Here is a 20896-nt window from a genome sequence, read left to right as displayed (position 1 = left end):
TTTAATTTGTTTTACCATAGCTCGAATGGTGAGGAGACAAATGAAAATAAGAAAAAGTATTAAACAAAATTATATATTGTTTAAAGTAGTTACTTTTGTCTTATTAATAATAGCTAATATTAATAATTATCATAGATGGAGCTATATGAAAATTATTCCTCTTACTTTATTTATAGTCATATTCAATATATTATTTTCATTAAAAAATAAAAATCTTAAAATAAAGGTTCTAGGTAATTTTTTTCTGATACCTATACTACTTTGGTATTTAAATGGAGTAAATAATATATCTTATCATGTGTTTTTCCCATTTATTATTTTAACTGCAACAATATATATATCGAGATCTTATGGTATAGTTCTATTTGCTCTTTCAAATATATTTTATATTTCATTTTCAGCTAATAATTTGAATTTTATGGATAAATACCTGTTTTTTTTGTACATAACATTGGCAGCAGTCCTATTTGGAAGATTTGTAATGCTCCATAATATGAAAAGTGAAGAGCTGGATAAAAAGGTAAAAGAATTTGAAGCCCTATATAAAATAAGTAAATTAATAGATTCTTTTCCAGATAATCAAGTAGTGTTGGAAGGAATAGCTGAAATAGTTGCTAAAACCCTATGTATAGATGATTGCTTAATAATGCTTTATGATAAAGATAGGGATATACTTTCTACAAAGGCCCACTATGGCAGCATATATGTTAACCCAAGGGATATAATCTTTTCAATGGGAGAAGGTGCTGCCGGCAAAGTATTAAAAACACTAGATAGTATTGTGAGTTCAGATTTGATATCAGATTATAATATAAAAGAAACATTTAAATACGATTTTCCAATACAAGCATGTGCAATAATACCATTGATTTTTAATAAAAAGGGTATAGGGGTTATTGCAGTTTGTTCTAAGGAAAAATATAAATTTTGTGAAAATACTGTGGAACTGTTATATATGATTGCATCGAGGATTTGTAGTGTGCTGGAAAATAGTAATTTATACAATAGAATGAAGATCAATTCATTTACCGATGGACTAACAAAACTCTATAATTATAGGTGTTTTTATAAGACGTTGAAAGAAAAGGTCGAAAATGTCAATGAACTTAATAATAATTTATTTTTGCTTTTAATCGATATAGATAAATTTAAGAAATTCAATGATATATATGGTCATATAGTTGGAGATAAGGTGCTTATTACCATTTCAAAAATAATTAAGGATAATATCAGAGAATCGGATATAGCCTTTAGATATGGAGGAGAAGAGTTTGCTATAATTATACCAAATTCAGACTTAACTTCAGCTTGTAAAATTGCTGAAAGGATAAAGGAAAAAATAAAGGGTGCAAAAAATTATATCGATGAACTTAAAGCGGAAGATGTTAAGATTACAGTTAGTATAGGAATATCTTCATATCCATATTGTGCAAAGGGAATTATGAATTTAATAAAGGAAGCGGATATACGAATGTACTGGGGCAAAAAAAATGGTGGAGATACTGTGGTTTATATGGAGAATACAGAAGTTGTTTAATGGTTATTTTTTCTCTTCGGCTTATTTCTTCAAATAATAACCATTGAGGTGTATCCTATGAATTATATAAAAATTTCATATGAATGTATAGACACCCTATTAAATTTTATATTTCCAAGGAATATATATTGTATATTATGCGGTAGACCCATAGATAGAGATGAGGAATATTCGATCTGTCATAAATGTAAACTTAAGCTGAAGTTTATCGGTGGAAAAACCTGTAATAAATGTGGAAAGCCCATAAATGATCTTTATATAGATGAGATATGTCATGAATGCATCAGCAATTTACATTTTTTCACAAAGGCTATTTCATGTATTGAATATGATGACTTATCCAAAAAAATTATATATGATTTAAAGTATAATAAAAAAAGATATATTGCATATCATATTGCTGAAATTATCTATGATAGACTCGTGGATGAGAAAATCAATTCCATTGATATGATTATACCGGTACCCCTTCATCCTGCTAAGGAAAGGGCTAGATCCTTCAATCAGGTCAATATTATTGGAAGGCATTTAAGCCGCATGGCCAATATAGATTTAGATAACAAAACTTTAATAAGGTCAAAACATACAATAACGCAAAACAAGCTGACAAAAGAGGAACGAAGAAAAAATTTGGAAGATGCATTTAAGGTAGCAAAGAGAAATGGTATAATTAATAAGAATATACTTATTATTGATGATATTTATACAACAGGAGCAACTATAAATCAATGCAGCAGAGTATTGATTGAAAATGGAGCACAAAATATATATGCTGCAACCTTTGCCACAGGACGGAATGATTGTTGGTAGTTATTTTATATAATTATAGGAATAAAACGTAAAGGAGCGATTTGTTTGAAAGTAAGAAATTGTAAAGAGTGTGGTAAATTATTTCAGTATGATGGTATTAGCAAGCTTTGCTATAGATGCAGAAAGAAAGATGATGAGGACTTTAGAAAAGTTAAAGAATATTTGTATGAAAATCCTAAAGAGACAATAACAGTAGTGTCTGAAGAAACTCAGGTTCCTGAAGATAAAATTTTACGCTATCTTAGAGAAGGAAAGCTGGAGATAGTAGGAGAAAATCCGGGGATATTGCTGGACTGTGAAAGCTGTGGGAAAAGCATTAGAACAGGAAGGTATTGTGAACAATGTGCCCGCGCCCTAGAAAGAGGCTTTAAAGGTGATGGCGAAAGAGAAAAAGAAAGAAAGCCTCAAGAAAGATCTACAAGGGAAAGAATGCATATAGCACAGATGAAAAATAAAAGAAAATAAAAAATTTCTTAATAAACACCTCACCTTTGCCGATAATATAATTAGTAATATCGGTAAAGATGAGGTGTTTTTAATGAAGATATTTAATAATCCCAATATACAAAAGGCTTTGGGAACCTATAAGAGTAAAGTCACAAAACCACAAAAAATTAATAAAGTAGGTGCTTCAAAGGATAAAATTGAAATTTCATCAAAGGCTAGAGAATTTCAAGTGGCACTTAATGCCTTTAAAAAATTGCCAGAAATCAGGAAAGAAAAGGTTGAAGAAATAAATAATGCAATAACCTCAGGAACATACAATCCATCAGCTGAAGAAATTGTCAGTAAAATGTCCGAAAAGGTACGTTTTGACAAAAAAATTTAGAAATTAAGGTGAATAATTTTATAGTAAATAATGAATAAGAGGTTTTAAAAATTATTAATTATTCATTATTCATTACTCTTCAACCATAGGTTGAAGGAGAGTACGGGGGTCAATAATATGAATAAGTCTGTAGAGCAGCTGATACAAGCTTTAAACAAAGAGTATGAAATTTATGAAAGAGTATTGGAAATTGCTGAAAAGAAAAAGCGAATTATTATCGAAGGCAAAATAAAGGACTTAGATGATATCACAAGTAAAGAACAGACTATGATAATTAGTATAGGTAAGCTTGAAAATATAAGGACAGCTATATTAAAAAATATAGCTCATGAGCTGAGTCTTGATAAAGCTGAAAATATTTCTAAGCTTATACAGCATTTAGATGAAGAAAACAAAGAAAAGGTATTGGCAATAAAGGATAAATTTAATGATATATTAGAAACAATTAAAGATAAAAATGAACTAAACAATAAGCTTATAAAGCAGTCCCTTGAGTATATAGAATTCAATAAAAATTTACTTACAAGCTTAGAAAATCAGGGGAGCACCTATGGAAGTGGTGCAAAGGAAAAAGATGTAAATATAAACAAAAATTTATTTGATGCTAAAATATAGGGGTGGGATGAAAAATGACTTCTACGTTTTTTGGATTCAATATAGCTCGTTCTGGACTTTTTGCTAGTCAGAGAGCTTTGAATATAACAGGACATAATATTTCCAATGTTAATACTGCAGGCTATACAAGACAAAGGCTTAATATATTGCAGTCAAGTCCAATGACTCTGCCAAACGGTCAAGGTATGCTTGGAACTGGAGTAGATACCGACAGTATAGTTCAAATAAGACATGAGTTTTTGGATTTTAAATATAGAGGGGGAAATACTGATTTGGGAGAGTGGCAAACAAAGGCTGATGCCCTTCAGAATATTGAAGCTATATTTAATGAACCCTCTGATGCGGGAATTAGAAAAGTTTTAGATGAATTTTTTAGTTCCCTCCATGAGCTGAATAAAACACCTGAAAGCCTTACTGTAAGGGCCTTGGTAAGACAAAGAAGTATCGCTTTAGCCAAGAATATCAATCATATGGCAGAGCAGTTTACAAAGATGCAAAGCGATACAGATTTTGAAGTGAGAACAACCGTAGACCAGATAAATGGATATTCAGAACAGATTAAAAAGCTCAATAGACAAATATATGAGGCGGAGCTCGATGGAAGTAATGCCAATGATTTAAGAGATCAGAGAAACTTGATTGTAGACAAGCTTTCTCAGCTCACTAATATAGATTATTATGAAGATAATAACAATAGATTTCATGTACTTATAAATGGGAAGCCCCTTGTATCTCACTTCAGAAATAGCAGCTTAAAATATGAAGAAAGAGTAGATAAGCTCAATGATGTTGATGCAGGGAAATTACATGATATAAAATGGGAAGATGGGTCTACATTTACTCCAAAAGGGGGGAAAATAAAGGGCCTTATAGATATGAGGGATAATATATCCGGCAGTGATAAAGGTATACCCTATTATATGGAAAGACTAAATAATTTCACCGATGTCTTAAGCGAAACTTTAAACAGCATGCATAAAAGTGGATACGATTTGGATGGCAATTTAGGAACGAATTTATTTACAATCAATGGTATGTCAACAGCAGAATATGAAAATTATTTATTGACCAGAGGATTGGATAATGGTGAGGCCGAAATGGTTGCAGCCGACAATATGGAAGAGGCCAAAGAAGAGCTGAAAAATAAAATTTCTGCTGATCCATCAAAATATAAATATAAAACCGTTAAAGAAATAAATGGCGGATTTTATATAGTGGACAGGATACCTGCAGATAAGCTAACTATTGCCTCTGACCTAGAGGGAGAAGACGGATTGAATAAAATAGCAGCATCCGCCACACCAGATGGAGTTCCAGGAGATGGTGATAATGCACTCAAGATGTCCCAGATGAGGCATGATGTAAACATGTATGAATGGGGAAGTCCCGATGATTATGTCAAGTCCCTTATTTCTAACCTTGGTGTAGATGGCCAGGAGGCCATTAGAATGCGGGACAATCAAATGGTTCTGCTAAATCAGGTGGAAACAAACAGGCAGTCCATATCAGGAGTATCCTTAGATGAAGAAATGTCAAATATGATAAAATTCCAACATTCCTTTAATGCCAATTCTAGAATGATAACGGCAATGGATGAAATGATAGATACAATTATTAGCAGAATGGGACTAGTTGGGAGATAATTAATAATGAATGGTGAATAATTAATAATGAGTGGGTGATTTTGTGCGTGTTACTAATAATATGCTTATTGGAAATATGATGTGGAATTTAAATAATAACTTAAGACGTTTAGACAAGCTTCAGACTCAAAATGCAACTGGAAAGAAGATTAGGTTTCCCTCTGACGATCCTATAGTTGCTTCAAGGGTTTTAAAGCTTAAAACTGATTTAGCTGAGCTTGAGCAATATGAGAAGAATAACAACGACGCTTTGTCATGGCTGGAGATTACAGAAGCGGCAGTGGCGGATATAGGAGATGTCTTGCAAAGAGCTAGAGAACTTACAGTAAGGGCAGCAACAGGCAGTTTAACAACTGAGGATAAGGAAAAGATATCTTCGGAGATGGAGCAGCTTAAAAAACAGCTTATATCCTCGGGAAATACTACATATGCCGGAAGATATGTTTTTTCCGGATATAATACCGATACAAAGCTTTTTGACGAAGATGGTAAATACAATATAGATATTACTTCCTTTAAATTGGAAAATAAACCTTCAAGCAGCTATGAGATAAGCATTGGTGAAGATATACAGGTCAGCACAAATGGACTGGATATTTTTGGATATGAGGATATAGGATTTTCATTAAGTAAACTTCCCTATAGTGGTAGTGGCGTTGAAGAGGCAAAGAGGGCTAATCTTAGTGCTACATCACCCGTTGATTTGAATTTTAACTTTACAACTGGGCTTGACCCCAATGCAGTTCAAATAACTGTTGATGGAACTGTTTATAAAGTCGACAGTGCTAAGCTAGGGGCCCTTAATGGAGAAGCTCCTAATGATCCCATTGATAAAAATGAAATACTTGAGATATTAAAGGATGCAGAAGACGGCTCTGGAAATAAGCTTAGAGATGGGGCAGCTGTTTATTTTGACAGCTCAAATAATTTACAATTGGAAAGTAAGAGCTATGGAGAGAATGCTGAGATTCAGGTTGATTTTACAGGATCAGCAGGCATTTCTGTTGCAGATTTAGAAGGAGCCTTTGGCATTAGCGATGGAACCATTGTGAATGGCTCTGAAGCATATATAGAGAGTACAGGGACTTTAAATGATGGGGATATTGTAGGGTCCATTTTTGAAGGTGCTGAAATATTAGTTGATTTAAATGGAGAGTCTAAAAGAATAACCATAGGAGCCTTGCCATCAGACGATGTGGATGGTCTTGTGACTGCTATCAATACAGCCTTTGATGCAGCATATCCACCTCCAAATCAATCTATTGTAGCTACGAAGGAAGGAACTGGACCCGACTATACGATTAGATATACTACTAAAGATACCCCTTTGGATGGGACCAAGCCCAATTTAAAGGTGGATGTTGTTAGAGCTGAGGAAAGCACGCTTTTAGAGGATTTTCAGGATGTTATAGATGCAATGAATGCCGGAGATGAAGATAAAATAGATGATTTTTTAGAAAAAGCCGATGCCCATATTGATAGAGTATTGTCTATAAGAGCCGATATAGGAGCAAGGGTTAATAGAATGGAATTAGTAAAATCCAGGATTGAAGACGATAACCTAAGCTTCACAAAGCTTTTGACTCAAAATGAAGATGTCGATATGGCAGAAGTTATTATGAACCTCAAAAACCAGGAAAATGTATATCGAGCTTCACTATCGGTAGGAGCTAGAGTTATACAGCCAACACTTTTAGATTTTCTTCGATAAAGTCGAAGAAAATCTAGTTAAGAATTAAGAGTTAAAAGTTAAGAATTAATAAAAAATTCTTAACTTTTAACTATATATATCTGAGGTGATTCCCATGCTGAAAATAACTACAACCCCTGCATTAATAGGAATCAATACAATAAATGCAAAACTTGATATATCCCAGCCTAAGGCTGATTTAAACATGCATACGGAGCATGCAAAGGTTGAAATAAATAGTGAAAATCCTAAGGTTATCATAGACCAGTATCAATGCTTTGCAGAAGCAGGGCTTAAAAACATTTTGGACTTGACCAGGGAAACAGCCCAGATAAGTAAGCAGGCTGCCCTTAAGGGGATAGAGAGAAGAGTTAGTCAGGGCAACCAAATGGCAGATATTCACAAGGATTATAATCCAATAGCAGAAATGGCAGACTACAATGCCTTCGAACTATTCAATAGAGAATTTAACTTTGGACTAATACCAAAAAGCAGACCTAAAATAGATATAATAGAAGGAAATGTAGATATAAAAGTCCATGAAGGCAAAGCAAACATGGATGTAAAAATAAATAGACCCCAGGTTGACTATACCAGAGGAAAAGTAGAAATTTACCTAAGACAAAAAAACAGCATTGATATTCAATATATAGGAGAGAATGTTGACCGAAAAATATAAAAAGCAATGAATAATTAGAAAAAAGGGGGTTCTACAATGAAGCTAAATACTCGCCATTTTGGTGAAATTCAAATAGATGAAAGCAAAATAATACATTTTAATGAAGGTCTTTTAGGCTTTGAGAAAATAAAAAAATATGCTGTTATTAATAATCCAGACCCAGAAGTTCCCTTTTGTTGGCTTCAATCAGTAGATAAGCCAGATTTAGCTTTTGTTATAGCAAATCCCTTTCTATTTATAAATAATTATGAATTTGATATTCCCGATAAAATAGTGAAGGAATTAGAATTAAAAGACCATAAGGAACTAATAATATATTCTATAGCTGTAGTTCCTGAAAGTATTGAGGAAATGACATTGAATTTAAGGGGACCTATAATAATAAACTGGGAGAATAAGAGGGCAAAACAAATTGTATTGGAAAGTAATAAATATCCTTTAAAGTATAAGATATTTGATACATCTAAAAAAACAAAATAAGGAGGGGTAGCCGTGCTTATACTATCGCGAAAAAAAGATGAAAGCATTATGATAGATGAAAAAATAGAAATAAAAGTTATAGATATAGAAGAAGGCAAAGTAAGGCTAGGCATATCTGCCCCTAAAGATGTTGAAATTCATCGGAAGGAAATATATTTACAAATTCAGGAAGAAAATAGGAAGGCTGCAGTAGGAAAATTGAATTTAAAAGATTTAAATAAATTGTTCAAAAAAGATTAAAGTATTTACATAAGGGCTCCGATAAATATAATGAGTAAGAAAAAAATAAATATAATTGACTCAGGGACGAGTTGATATTATCTATATAATTTGCAGGACGCAATATATATAGGGTATCGACTCATTTTTTGTTACCATAGAAGCAAGGGGACGGGGTTGTTGCTTTTAAAAATCTGTATCAAACCAATTTCAGAATTTTAGTATAATTAATAGGGTGATTAATATGCCAAGAACAGCAAGGAAGAAAAGTAAAACTGGGATATATCATATAATATTACGGGGAATAAATCGACAAAGTATTTTTGAGAATGATGAAGATAAAGAAAGACTATTGGAAACTTTAATAAGATATAAAGAAAAATGCCAATATAAAATATATGCATATTGTTTTATGGACAATCATTTTCATTTACTGTTAAAGGAAGATAAAGAACCCTTGGAGCAAATAATGAGACGTATAGGTGGGAGTTATGTATATTGGTATAATAAGAAATATGAACGAATAGGACACTTGTTTCAAGATCGATTTAAGAGTGAACCTGTAGAGACAGATTCATATTTTTTAACAGTTATAAGATATATTCATCAAAATCCTTTAAAAGCAGGCATTACTAGAAATATAGAAGAATATAAATGGAGCAGCTCCAGAGAATATTTAAGAACTCCAAAAATAGTAGATAAGAATGATGTTTTAAAGATATTTGATAAAGATGCTGTCAAAGCCCTTGAATTATTTATAAAATTTCATAATAAATTTAATGATGATAAATGTTTAGATATAAAAGAAAAAAAGAAGAGGATATCAGATGATGAATTAAGACAAATAATAAAAAACAAATTTAATATAGAAGCATGGACATTACATAAAGAGTCAAAAGAAAAAAGGAAAATAATGTTGAAGAAGCTATTAAAGATTGAAGGAGTATCAACAAGACAATTGGCAAGAGTTACGGGAGTATCAACAAATATTATTTGGAAGTTATAGTATAAGCTACGATAAGAACGGAAGCAACAACCCCGTCCCCTTGATCTTAAATTTGTTTTTGAATTATAGTATCGTTTAAATATACCTTATGATATAATGATTTAAAGCAATGAAAACATCAGTAACAACCAGTGGAAAATGTAAAACCGAAAAATCCATCCTTTGGTTTAGAAAGGAGAATTGTTTTGGTAAATAAAGATATACGTTGGATTCAAAGATTTAATAATTATAAAAAAGCATTTGATCAGCTTGGGGAAGCTATGGAATTAATGGATAAAAGGGAACTTTCAAGGTTGGAAAAGCAAGGGACTATACAAGCCTTTGAATATACCCATGAATTATCTTGGAAAGTACTAAAGGACTTTTTGGAGAGCAGAGGAAATACAGAGATATATGGCTCAAGGGATGCTGTAAGAGAAGCCTTTAAGCTCGGAATAATAGAAAATGGAGAAGTTTGGATGCAGATGATAAAGAGCCGAAACTTGACAAGTCATACCTATGATGAAACTACAGCAGATGATATTATAAGACTTATAAAGGATATGTATTTTAAAGAGTTTCAAAAATTTAGAATTAAGATGAATCTTTTTCAAAACGAAGAGAGTAGAAAAATATGAAATATGGTTTAAAGGATAGTGTAATAGAAAGTATAGTAAATGTTTTTTCAAAGCATCCTAAAATTGAAAGAGTGTTAATCTATGGTTCTAGGGCGAAGGGAAATTATAAAAATGGTTCAGATATAGATTTGACTTTAATAGGACAGAATATAAATATGAAAGATTTAAATAAATTATATCTGGATTTAGATGAACTATATCTTCCCTATAGTTTTGATATATCAATATACGAAAAAATAAAAAATATAGATTTAGTTGATCATATTAATAGAATAGGAATTATAATATATGCAAAATCTAATTAGAGTGATAATTAGAAGAATATAATTTTAAGATTAAAAATTTTAGCTTAATTTGTGAAAAATAAAAGGGAATAAAAAAACAGGTACGAGCTAATTCGCACCTGCTTTTTTTAAACTTTAATATCAATACTATTTCCTAAATGGGTATTTACCGATTGTTCCATCATTTGAGCATTAGTATCAGCCAAATCCTTTAGCATCTGACCGGAATTTTCGGCAGAGCCCATGGCCATCTTCATTACAGAAATATTGGCCTGCTGCATTATTTTTCCTTGGCTTAACATTGTAGACATTGCTGCGATATCCATAGCATCATCTCCAATTCATATTTAGTACCATTGTAACATAATATTAGATTTTTTATATATAACAAAATAATTTAATTATAATCCGGTGAAAAAGTTCTACTTTCCTCATCTAGTTTTAGAATTTCTTCGTTCAAAATATTAATTTTGCTATTTATTTCCTTGATTTGGGTAGAATTCAAATTATTGTTTTTGGCGTATTGAGCTAATGTTTTTATTTCCTTTAGCTTGTTTTCTATTTTATCAAGGATTTCTAATCTATATTTTACCCATTTTAATTTTTCTTCCAATAAATCTTTATTTTGTCCCTGTTGAATCATTTAGATTCTCCATTTCATCTTTATATTAAAAGAGACCCTGGATTTTCCAGAGCCTCAGATTTAGTTATATACTAATTTATCTTAATAACTGAAGTACTCCTTGAGGAGCTTGGTTAGCCTGTGCAAGCATTGCTTGAGCAGCCTGCTGTAATATATTATTCTTAGTGAATTCCATCATTTCTTTTGCCATATCTACGTCTCTGATTCTAGATTCAGATGCTTGTAGGTTTTCAGAAGATGTGTCTAAGTTTTTGATAGTGTGCTCTAATCTGTTTTGAACAGCACCAAGCTTTGAACGTTCAGCTGATACGTTTTCAATAGCACTGTTAATAGCAGAAATACTTCCTTCTGCCATTTTTCTATTAGAAACATCTACACCTTTAATATCAAAAGTATTTCCATCAGCAAAATCAGCAGTTTTACCAAATACAGCTGCAGCATCTAAAGTTCCTAAAGAGGTATCCGTAAAAGTAATTACTTTACCTGCAAATGTACCTATTTTTTGTCCATCCTTAAGCACATCTGTGCCACTGATTGAATAGCTTCCTGCACTCAATTTGTTAGTTTGTCCAGAAATTATATCTTTTGTTAATGTCATCTCTGTGCCGTCACCACTAATTTTTATAGTATCTCCTGCTGTCATATCTTCATTAGCAAAAGAAACTGTTGTAGTCCCATCTGCAAGTGTAATATCTGTACCTGCTACTGCACCAACTTCATTACCTGCTGCATCTAGTAACGCATCACCTGCTGCATTTATAGTGTAGGTACCATCATCTAAAAATGCAGCTACGTTAATACCTGTTTTTGTTTCAACTTCCATTCCACCAATAAGACCAAGATTAGAAGAATCCATTTTACTAATAGATAAATTCATGTTTTGTCCTTCATTTGCACCAATTTGGAATTGTCCATTAAAAGTTCCATCTAATAAATTTTGGGTATTGAATTCAGTAGTACTTGAAATTCTATCTATTTCTGATATTAATTGATTCATTTCATCTTGAATTGCAGTTCTATCTACATCAACATTTGTATCATTTGATGATTGTACTGCAAGCTCTCTCATCCTTTGAAGGATTGCTTGTGTTTCATTTAATGCCCCTTCAGCAGTCTGAATTAAAGAAATACCATCTTGTGAGTTTCTAGAAGCTTGGTTTAAACCTCTAATTTGTCCTCTCATTTTTTCAGAGATAGAAAGTCCTGCTGCGTCATCTCCAGCTCTGTTTATTCTGTGACCAGAAGATAATTTTTCCATTGATTTTGCACCCATTGAGTTGGCAGCTCCCAACTGACGATGGGTATTCATTGCCATTAAATTGTGATTAATTCTCATTAAAAATTCCTCCCTGAATTTTTCCCCGGGCGTCCCTGCCTGGGTAATTATTTTATTTATCAAAGATTTTACGTCGGCCGCCGAAAAATCTTTGACATTTTTTTGCTCATTATTGTTATCGGAGATATTATTAAATATCTTTAGTTTTAAAATAAAAAAATTAGAAAAAATATTTTTCAATTATTGTATATTAATCTTAAACATTTAGGTAGAATTTACCGAAATAATAGATAGAGAGTTTAAGACGGGAGGGTAAAAAATGAGAATAGATGCTTCTATTAGTACATCTAGTGCAACAAATTTACAGATAAATAATTCTAATGCTGTGGAAAATAAAACTTTGGAAATACCATATGAACTATCTAAGGAAAAATCAAAAGAAATAAGTGAAGAAGGTTCATATGGTTGGGAACAAGGACAAAGCAAATTTAGTGAATCTTTATTTGATAAATCCATTGAGCAGGCAAATAAAGAATTAGAAGCCTCTAATAGAAAAATAGAAAGATACGTTCATAAGATAACTAAGGCTATTATGTTTAAAATTATTGATACAGATACAAAGGAAGTTATAAAAGAGTTTCCGCCTGAGAAAATACAGGATATGATAGCAAAAATGTGGGAGCTTGCAGGTTTGTTTGTTGATGAAAGAGCTTAGGCAAATTAGCTTGGCTAATTTGCAGTTGAGAATTAAGAGTTAAGAATTAAAAATAAATAGTAAATAATTATTCATTATTAGTTAAATTTTGGGGGTGTTTAATTTGTCAAATATGCGTATTTTTGGTTTGAGTGGCTCCGGTATGGATATAGATAAAATAGTTGGCGATTTGATGAAGGTGGAAAGAGAAAGAAGAGTTAGTAAACTGGAAAGGAAAAGGCAGATAGATTTATGGAGAAGTGAGATGTATCAAAGCATCAATAAAGATATAGCTAATTTTATAGTAGATGCAAGGAAGGAATTTGGTTTAGCCAAGTTAACTGATACTGGAACATTGTTAAGTGGTTCAATGGATAGTTTTACATGGGTTAAGTCTGCATCATCATCTGATGAGACTAAGGTGGATGCCAAGGCCACAGCTAAAGCTTTAAATGGAAGCTATAATTTAAATATAACTCAGCTTGCTAAGAATGTTTCTAAAACAAGTACAGATTCAATATCTGTAGAAGGAAAGACTAGCAAAGATACATTGGATGAACAATTTGCTGGTATTTCTTCTGGAAAAATACTTTCCTTTAAAATAAGAACTAATGTTACTGAAAATGATCCAGAGAATTATCCTAATGGATACAAAGAATTTTCCTTTGATACTTCAGTAAATACTTTAGAGGATGTTATCGATGAAATAAATAATTCTAATATTGGTATACAGGCAGCATATGATAGTGATATAGATAGATTCTTTTTAAATACAACTGAAACAGGTGAAGAGAATTATTTTAATATTAGCAATGCTGATTTAGATGGAATTGACCCAGCAGATATTATTACTCCAGATAAATTTTTTGCAGATGCTTTAAAGCTAGATGTTAATATTGATGAAGATTATGGAGGAAAAGATGCAAAATTTGACTTTGGTGATGCTACTGGCCTTACTAAATCATCTAATACCTTCAGTATAAATGGCATAAACATTACTGCAAAGAATACAGGTCAGACTACTATTACCGTGGGCACAGATGTTGATTCTGTCTATGAAAAAATAACTGATTTTGTAGATAAATATAATGAGTTAATTAGTGGTATAAATGAAAAGCTGGGAGAAGAAGTACATAGAGATTATCAGCCCTTAACCGATGAAGAAAAGGAATCTCTAACTGAAGACCAGGTTAAAAAATGGGAAGACATGGCTAAAAGTGGTCTTATTAAAAACGATCGTATATTATCTACAATGCTTATGAGTGTTAGAAAAGGTTTATATAAGTCAGTTTCGGGTTTAAGTGATTCTATGAATCATTTGACTCAAATAGGTATCGAAACAGGAGAGTATTCATCTAAGGGTAAGCTGGAAGTTGATGAAACTAAACTTAAGAAAGCTATTCTTAATAACCCAAATGGTGTTATAGATTTATTATTTAATAGTCCCGATGATTATATAGATGATGAAGATAAATATAATAAAAGTGGATTAATAACCAGAATGTTTGATACCATGACTGAAGATATGAAAGAGATAATAGATAAGGCTGGTCCAGGAGAGGACTCAGATCTTTTAAGGGATGTAAAATCTTCTATTTTAATAGATTTTGTGGCTGGTAAAAATCTCAAAAACGGTAGTATAAGTATGTTGGATGAAAATATTTTAGATCTGGAAAGGGAAATATTAACCCAAGAAAAGGTGCTTTTAAGGATAGAAAATAGATATTATAGTAAATATGGTGCTATGGAACAGGCATTGGGGCAGATGTATCAGCAATCTTCTTGGCTTTCGTCTCAGCTTGGATCATTAATGTAAAAGAGAAACTTAGATTAGGAGTGATATAAATGGCAATGAAAAATCCATACAATTATTCTATGCCTAAATCTGCTTTGAAACTAAAAGCCAATTTAAATAATAATAAAATTGATAATATTAAAGAGACTCAAGGGGATACAACTAAAAATAAGATGGATCAATATAAAGAACAAAAGATTATGACAGCTAAACCGGAAGAACTTACTCTGATGCTTTATGAGGGTCTGATAAAATTCTTAAAACAGGCTAAATTATTTATAAAGCAAAGGAATATTGAAAAAACTAATAATTCTATTATAAGATCCCAGGATATTATTAATGAACTCAATATTACTTTAAATATGGATTACGAAATAAGTAGAAATCTTAGGAGCATATATGTTTTTATGAATGAGAGACTTATAGATGCTAATATAAATAAGGATGAAAAATCTGTAGAAGAAGTCTTAGGACTAGCTCAGGATCTGAAGGATACCTGGAAGGAAGCTATGGGTCTTGCCTATGCAAAATAAGAATAAAGGTTTTAGAATGGTTGATATTATGGAAAATCAGAATATTATAAAAAAACTGATACATATAAGTAAAGAAAAGAAAGCATTAATGCAAAATATTTTTGATCTAACTAATAGACAAAGAAGGTTTCTAGAGCTGGAAAAGATCGAAACTGTTTTGAAGCAAATAGATTTAAAGGATAAATATATATCTGAAGTAGATGAACTTGATGTAAAATTTTATACTTTATTTAATGAACTAAAGAAGAATTTAGCTGTAGATAGCATAGATAAAATGGATGTGGAAAAATATCCACAGATGAAGATATTAAAGGACATCGTTAAGAAAATTTTGAAGCTGACTGAAAAGATTAAAATCGTTGATAATCAAAATATTAATATGTTAAAGCAGGATATGGATGAGATTAGGGATAAACTAAAGGGTGTAAAGAAAGGTCAAAAAGCTACAAATGCCTATGGAGCATATAAAAACCAAATATCATCTATGTTTTTTGACAAGAAAAAATGAGAAAATATTGGAAATTGTAAAAGTCTCAGAAGTGCTGAGACTTTTATTTTTCTCTTTTTTTCATCTTATATGTGCATAATTATTATCCAAAAACTTTGCACATTTCAACAAAATTTTTAAAAAATAATTTGTTCACAGAAAGTTAACATATTATTAACAAGCACATATGGGAAAAATACAGTTATCAACAGATTAATCCACACTATCCACAGAAAACAAAAAAATTATCCACAAATATGTGGGAAAATTTATTTGTCTAATAAAATTGTAGACAAAGGAATAAAATATTAAAATCTGTAAATTCAATCAAATAAAATAAAATATTAAATAAAAAATTGCAGAAAATTTCTGAAAAAGAAAGATATTAATATGTTTTAGATAAGCTCATATGGGTAAAATATATTATATAGACAAGCTTATTTTTTAAAAATATATTGGATAAGATATATTTAAAGGAATAGTTGAATACTATATAGTTATATAGTGGTGAAACAGAAAAATTTCAAATCGTGTAGTTCCATAAATTTCAAAGGTTGAAGCTATTAATTTTAAGAGTTGATATTTCAACTCTAATAAACATATATATTGGAAGGAGCTGAAGCTATGAAAGTAAAAGTAAGTGGTAGGAATTTAGAGATTACAGATGCATTAAAGGACACAATAACAGCTAAATTAGAAAGGTTTGGAAAATATTTCAAGGACGACATTGAGGCGAAGGCTACCTTAAACGTAGAAAAAAATAGGCAGATAATAGAAATAACAGTACCAATAAATGGAACTATATTAAGGGCAGAAGAAGCTACAATGGATATGTATACTTCTATTGACAAAGCAATTGATAAACTATACAAGCAGATGGAGAAATATAAGACTAAGCTTCAAAAGAGATATTATGGTCATGACACCATTAGATTTGAACGCATACCAGATTTAAATAAGGATGAAAAAGAAGAACAAAAAATTGTTAAGACAAAGAGATTTGCTATCAAACCTATGGACCCAGAAGAAGCAGTACTTCAAATGGATCTATTAGGTCACAACTTCTTCGTATTCACCAATGGTCACACAGATGAAGTTAATGTTGTATATAAGAGAAAGGATGGAAATTACGGTTTAATTGAACCATATGTTTAAAAAATTTAATTTTAGAAAACATTGAGGCAGCTAAAATGCTGCCTTTTATAGTGAAACAATCTTGAATTAAGTTTTATTATTAGAAATCTATATAAAAAAGTGAAGTGAGATAATAAATAAAATTATTTTAAAATTTATTTATATTTCAAAGGATTTTGCATAAAAAAGTAGAAGTAAATAATAGGGTACGGGTTTTTTTATATTGTATTAAAACTATTTTTTATAAAGACTTAAAAACTTAGAAACAATAGATTAGAATTTGGAGCTACAAAAGGATATATGGATACTTTTGTACGGAAAGGAGTTTTTTTAATGTTTATAGAAGCTATAGTCCTAGGAATAATTATTGGCTTAGTTAGAAATGGTAGCTTTAGAAATATCAGTATAACCAAAATACGAGGATGGTTTTTAATTTTATTGGCCTTAATAATACAAGTAATGATATCTGTTTTTTCCAATATTTCAATTGTCCAGGCATATGGAAAACAATTTTATATTGTTTCAGCTGTATTAATAACTTTAACCTTAATTATCAATTTAGATAAAAAGGCAATGTGGTTAATTTTAATCGGTGCAATACTCAATTATGTTGTAATGTTTATAAATGGATTTAGAATGCCAATATATTTCGAAGGATTAAAGCTTGCAGGTTTAGAAAATATGGTGGATGGAATAAAAAATGGTGAGATAATAAATTATATGTCCTTAGATGAAGTCGGAAATTGGACAAAGCATCTTGGAAAATATATTGTAATACCAAAGCCTTACCCGATGGCTAAAGTCATCAGCATAGGGGATATAATTATGTCTCTAGGAATGGTTCTATTTATCCAGGGAGAAATGATTAAATCTTATTTTACTACCAGAAGTAGAATGGTTAGAGTGGGATATAGACCAAAACTCTAAGTTTTTAAGACTAAGACAGGGAAACCTGTCTTTTTTCAATTTTTCTGCTTTTATTGCTTTAAAAACTTCCTTGGTAGGGAAATTTGAAACATTGTAATGAAAATGTAACCAATAAATTACAAAAAGAATACAAAAATTGATGTAATTTAATGATATAATATATATTTAGAGAATTGTATATATAAATATTGACTATACTTTTAAATAAACTAGAAAATTAAATTTGTAAAGGTATAAATTACATTTCAAAACTTGTAAGTAGACCTTTTGCTAATAGTATAAATTGAAGGGATGAATTAAAATGAATTTACTGGAAAAGATATTTGGAAGCTTCAATGATAAAGAAGTTAAACGTCTTATGAAGACTGTAGATAAAATTGAAGCTTTTGAACCCGATATTAAATCTTTATCAAATGAAGAACTTAGGGAAAAGACAAATTATTTTAAGGAAAAGTTAAAAAATGGAGCAGATTTAGACGACATCTTGCCAGAGGCATTTGCAGTTGTACGGGAAGCTTCTGTTAGAACACTTGGTCTGAAGCATTATAGAGTACAGCTTCTTGGTGGAATAGTCCTGCATCAGGGTCGTATTTCTGAAATGAAAACCGGTGAAGGTAAAACCTTAGCGGCTACACTTCCGGTGTATTTAAATGCCCTTACTGGAAAGGGTGTTCATGTAATAACAGTAAATGACTATCTTGCAAGCCGTGATAAGGAATGGATGGGAAAAATTTATGAATTTTTAGGTTTGTCAGTTGAATGTATAGTTCACGGTCTTTCAACGGAAGAAAGAAGAAGGGCCTATAATGCTGATATTACCTACGGTACAAATAATGAATTTGGTTTTGACTATCTAAGGGATAATATGGTTATTTACAAGGAAGAAAGGGTACAAAAAGAGCTGAATTACGCTATAATTGATGAGGTTGACAGTATATTAATAGATGAGGCAAGAACCCCTCTTATTATTTCAGGAGCAGGGAATAAATCAACCAACCTTTATTTTACAGCCAACACATTTATAAAGACCTTAAAAAATGAAATAGATTATACCATAGATGAAAAGGCTCATACAGCAGTTTTGACCGATGAAGGAGGTATTCCAAAGGCGGAAAAATTCTTTGGCCTTGAAAATCTTGCTGATCCCAAAAATATGCAGATTTCTCACCATATCAACCAGGCCCTTAAAGCCCATACCCTTATGAAAAAAGATATAAACTATGTTGTTAAAGATGGAGAAATAGTTATTGTTGATGAATTTACAGGTAGACTTATGTTTGGTAGAAGATATTCCGATGGTCTTCATCAAGCCATAGAAGCTAAGGAAGGACTTGAAGTAAGAAGAGAATCCCAAACCCTTGCTACAATAACTCTTCAAAATTATTTTAGAATGTACAATAAGATTTCAGGTATGACTGGTACAGCAAAAACTGAAGAAGATGAGTTTAAGCATATCTATGGAATGGATGTTGTTGTAATACCTACTAATAAACCGGTTATAAGAAAGGATTTACCTGATTCTGTATATAAATCACTGACAGGAAAGTTTAAGTCGGTAATTAGAGAAATAGAAGAAAGACATAAGAATGGACAGCCTATTCTTGTGGGTACTATTTCAATAGAAACCTCTGAATTTTTAAGTAAGCTTTTAAAAAAGAAAGGCATAAAGCATGAGGTTTTAAATGCTAAGAATCATGAAAGAGAAGCGGAGATAGTTGCCCAGGCAGGTAGATTTGGAGCAGTTACCATAGCCACAAATATGGCTGGTAGAGGTACTGATATAGTACTAGGAGGTAATCCAGAGTATACTGCAAAGGATGAACTTAAGAAAAAGGGCTTTGATGAAAATATAATTTCTATGGTGAATAGTCTTAGTGAGACCAAAGATGAAGAGGTTATAAAGGCAAGAAAGATTTATAGTGATATATATAAGGAAATGAAGAAGGCAGTAGATGAGGAAGCCGAAAAGGTAAAGAAAGCTGGAGGACTTCATATACTAGGTACAGAAAGGCATGAATCAAGAAGGATAGACAATCAGCTTAGAGGTCGTTCAGGACGTCAAGGAGACCCGGGATCATCTCAATTTTTCATATCCCTTGAAGATGATCTTATGAGACTATTTGGTAGTGAAAGAATACAGGGAATGGTTGATAAACTAGGAATGGAAGAAGATGAACCTATAGAAGCAAAAATTCTTTCAAAATCCATTGAAACTGCTCAAAAGAGGGTTGAAGGCAGAAACTTCAGTATTAGGAAGCATGTATTACAATATGATGATGTAATGAATAAACAAAGAGATATAATCTATAAAGAGAGAAAAAGAGTACTTGAAGGGGAAAATCTTAAAGAACATATTTGGGGAATGATTGAGCAAATTGTGGATGAATCTATTGAAGCCTATACTGCCCATGGGAATTATCCGGAAGAATGGGATTTAAAAGGACTTGAAGACTATCTTCATACAATATTCCTTCCAAGCGAAAGCCTTAAATTTGAAAACATTGAGGAGCTTACTAAAGAAGGCTTAAAAAATAAGATATTAGATATAGCAAAAGATTTATATGATAAGAAGGAAAAAGAAATTACCGAAGAAAGAATGAGGGAAGTAGAAAGAGTAATATTGCTTAAGATAGTTGATACAAAATGGATTGATCATATAGATGCAATGGATCAGCTTAAGCAGGGAATTGGCCTTAGGGCAATAGGAAACGAAAATCCTGTTAGAGCATACCAAATGGAAGGCTTTGACATGTTTAATGAAATGACAAACAGTATTCAAGTTGATACCGTAAAACATATATTTAATGTTACATTAGAAACTGAAACTAAACGTGAAAAGGTAGCTAGAATAATGGATGCTACTGGTGGAGATGGCATAGCCAATAGAAAACCAAAAACTGTAGTTAGGAAAGAAAGAAAAGTAGGCAGAAATGAACCTTGTCCATGTGGAAGTGGTAAAAAGTATAAAAAATGCTGTGGGAAAAATGATTAGATTTTA

General features: G+C 31.4%; 23 protein-coding genes. 20 read left to right on the top strand and 3 right to left on the bottom strand.

Annotation, left to right across the window (positions count from 1 at the left end; all coding sequences use genetic code 11):
* Positions 1-40 precede the first annotated feature (40 nt).
* From B5X81_RS06855 to B5X81_RS06795, 13 genes are all read left to right on the top strand, one after another.
* Complete coding sequence (locus B5X81_RS06855; RefSeq protein WP_170917311.1) at positions 41-1537, top strand: sensor domain-containing diguanylate cyclase; 1497 nt, start codon at positions 41-43, stop codon at positions 1535-1537.
* A gap of 57 nt (positions 1538-1594) precedes the next feature.
* Complete coding sequence (locus tag B5X81_RS06850) at positions 1595-2347, top strand: ComF family protein (RefSeq protein WP_079490432.1); 753 nt, start codon at positions 1595-1597, stop codon at positions 2345-2347.
* A 45-nt stretch (positions 2348-2392) separates the two neighbouring features.
* Entirely contained in the window at positions 2393-2812 is a 420-nt protein-coding gene (locus tag B5X81_RS06845) for a MerR family transcriptional regulator (protein WP_079490431.1), read from the top strand.
* A gap of 73 nt (positions 2813-2885) precedes the next feature.
* A complete protein-coding gene (gene flgM / locus B5X81_RS06840; protein WP_079490429.1) occupies positions 2886-3176 on the top strand; it encodes a flagellar biosynthesis anti-sigma factor FlgM in 291 nt (96 codons plus the stop codon).
* Between the two features lie 117 nt (positions 3177-3293).
* Positions 3294-3791: a flagellar protein FlgN gene (locus tag B5X81_RS06835; protein WP_079490427.1), complete on the top strand. Its 498-nt coding sequence runs from the start codon at positions 3294-3296 to the stop codon at positions 3789-3791.
* A 14-nt stretch (positions 3792-3805) separates the two neighbouring features.
* Positions 3806-5434, top strand: a complete 1629-nt coding sequence (gene flgK, locus B5X81_RS06830; RefSeq protein ID WP_079490426.1) for a flagellar hook-associated protein FlgK — start codon at positions 3806-3808, stop codon at positions 5432-5434.
* Positions 5435-5465: 31 nt separating this feature from the next.
* Positions 5466-7145: a flagellar hook-associated protein FlgL gene (gene flgL, locus B5X81_RS06825; RefSeq protein WP_079490424.1), complete on the top strand. Its 1680-nt coding sequence runs from the start codon at positions 5466-5468 to the stop codon at positions 7143-7145.
* A gap of 94 nt (positions 7146-7239) precedes the next feature.
* Positions 7240-7803: a DUF6470 family protein gene (locus B5X81_RS06820; RefSeq protein ID WP_079490423.1), complete on the top strand. Its 564-nt coding sequence runs from the start codon at positions 7240-7242 to the stop codon at positions 7801-7803.
* Positions 7804-7839: 36 nt separating this feature from the next.
* Entirely contained in the window at positions 7840-8283 is a 444-nt protein-coding gene (gene fliW / locus B5X81_RS06815; protein ID WP_079490421.1) for a flagellar assembly protein FliW, read from the top strand.
* A gap of 12 nt (positions 8284-8295) precedes the next feature.
* Positions 8296-8523: a carbon storage regulator CsrA gene (csrA, locus tag B5X81_RS06810; protein WP_079490420.1), complete on the top strand. Its 228-nt coding sequence runs from the start codon at positions 8296-8298 to the stop codon at positions 8521-8523.
* Positions 8524-8746: 223 nt separating this feature from the next.
* Positions 8747-9508, top strand: a complete 762-nt coding sequence (locus B5X81_RS06805; RefSeq protein WP_079490418.1) for a transposase — start codon at positions 8747-8749, stop codon at positions 9506-9508.
* Positions 9509-9639: 131 nt separating this feature from the next.
* Positions 9640-10125 (top strand): nucleotidyltransferase substrate binding protein, encoded by a 486-nt coding sequence (locus B5X81_RS06800; RefSeq protein ID WP_208985005.1) that lies wholly within the window; start codon positions 9640-9642, stop codon positions 10123-10125.
* A complete protein-coding gene (locus B5X81_RS06795) occupies positions 10122-10430 on the top strand; it encodes a nucleotidyltransferase domain-containing protein (RefSeq protein WP_079490415.1) in 309 nt (102 codons plus the stop codon). The genes B5X81_RS06800 and B5X81_RS06795 overlap by 4 nt, the downstream gene beginning before the upstream one ends.
* Before the next feature lie 107 nt (positions 10431-10537).
* Here B5X81_RS06795 and B5X81_RS06790 read toward each other — a convergent pair whose 3' ends face one another.
* The 3 genes from B5X81_RS06790 to B5X81_RS06780 all read right to left on the bottom strand — a co-directional run bounded on the left by B5X81_RS06790 (position 10538) and on the right by B5X81_RS06780 (position 12388).
* Positions 10538-10735, bottom strand: coding sequence for a YjfB family protein (locus B5X81_RS06790; protein WP_079490414.1), 198 nt, complete (start codon positions 10733-10735; stop codon positions 10538-10540).
* Between the two features lie 71 nt (positions 10736-10806).
* The gene (locus tag B5X81_RS06785; RefSeq protein ID WP_079490412.1) at positions 10807-11052 is read right to left on the bottom strand and encodes a hypothetical protein; all 246 of its coding nucleotides are present in this window, start codon (positions 11050-11052) and stop codon (positions 10807-10809) included.
* 76 nt (positions 11053-11128) lie between these two features.
* Positions 11129-12388, bottom strand: coding sequence for a flagellin N-terminal helical domain-containing protein (locus tag B5X81_RS06780; RefSeq protein ID WP_079490411.1), 1260 nt, complete (start codon positions 12386-12388; stop codon positions 11129-11131).
* 259 nt (positions 12389-12647) lie between these two features.
* Between B5X81_RS06780 and B5X81_RS06775 the strand changes: the two genes are divergently transcribed.
* From B5X81_RS06775 to secA, 7 genes are all read left to right on the top strand, one after another.
* Positions 12648-13043, top strand: coding sequence for a flagellar protein FlaG (locus tag B5X81_RS06775; RefSeq protein ID WP_079490410.1), 396 nt, complete (start codon positions 12648-12650; stop codon positions 13041-13043).
* 112 nt (positions 13044-13155) lie between these two features.
* Positions 13156-14838, top strand: a complete 1683-nt coding sequence (gene fliD, locus B5X81_RS06770) for a flagellar filament capping protein FliD (protein WP_244282029.1) — start codon at positions 13156-13158, stop codon at positions 14836-14838.
* A 29-nt stretch (positions 14839-14867) separates the two neighbouring features.
* Positions 14868-15350, top strand: coding sequence for a flagellar export chaperone FliS (gene fliS, locus B5X81_RS06765; RefSeq protein ID WP_330397345.1), 483 nt, complete (start codon positions 14868-14870; stop codon positions 15348-15350).
* Positions 15340-15858 carry a flagellar export chaperone FlgN gene (gene flgN, locus B5X81_RS06760; RefSeq protein ID WP_139380264.1) on the top strand — a complete coding sequence of 173 codons (519 nt, stop codon included), beginning with the start codon at positions 15340-15342 and terminating at the stop codon, positions 15856-15858. The genes fliS and flgN overlap by 11 nt, the downstream gene beginning before the upstream one ends.
* 603 nt (positions 15859-16461) lie before the next feature.
* Positions 16462-16992, top strand: a complete 531-nt coding sequence (hpf, locus tag B5X81_RS06755) for a ribosome hibernation-promoting factor, HPF/YfiA family (protein WP_079490407.1) — start codon at positions 16462-16464, stop codon at positions 16990-16992.
* A 312-nt stretch (positions 16993-17304) separates the two neighbouring features.
* Positions 17305-17898, top strand: a complete 594-nt coding sequence (locus B5X81_RS06750) for a DUF5317 domain-containing protein (protein WP_079490406.1) — start codon at positions 17305-17307, stop codon at positions 17896-17898.
* 301 nt (positions 17899-18199) lie between these two features.
* On the top strand, positions 18200-20890 hold the full coding sequence (secA, locus tag B5X81_RS06745) for a preprotein translocase subunit SecA (RefSeq protein WP_079490405.1): 2691 nt from the start codon (positions 18200-18202) through the stop codon (positions 20888-20890).
* The last annotated feature ends 6 nt before the right edge of the window (positions 20891-20896 follow it).

The organism is Maledivibacter halophilus (genome assembly GCF_900167445.1).
GTDB classification, from domain to species: domain Bacteria; phylum Bacillota; class Clostridia; order Peptostreptococcales; family Caminicellaceae; genus Maledivibacter; species Maledivibacter halophilus.
The sequence above is the reverse complement of the archived record's forward strand: the minus strand, read 5'-3'. Positions and strand labels throughout refer to the sequence as shown.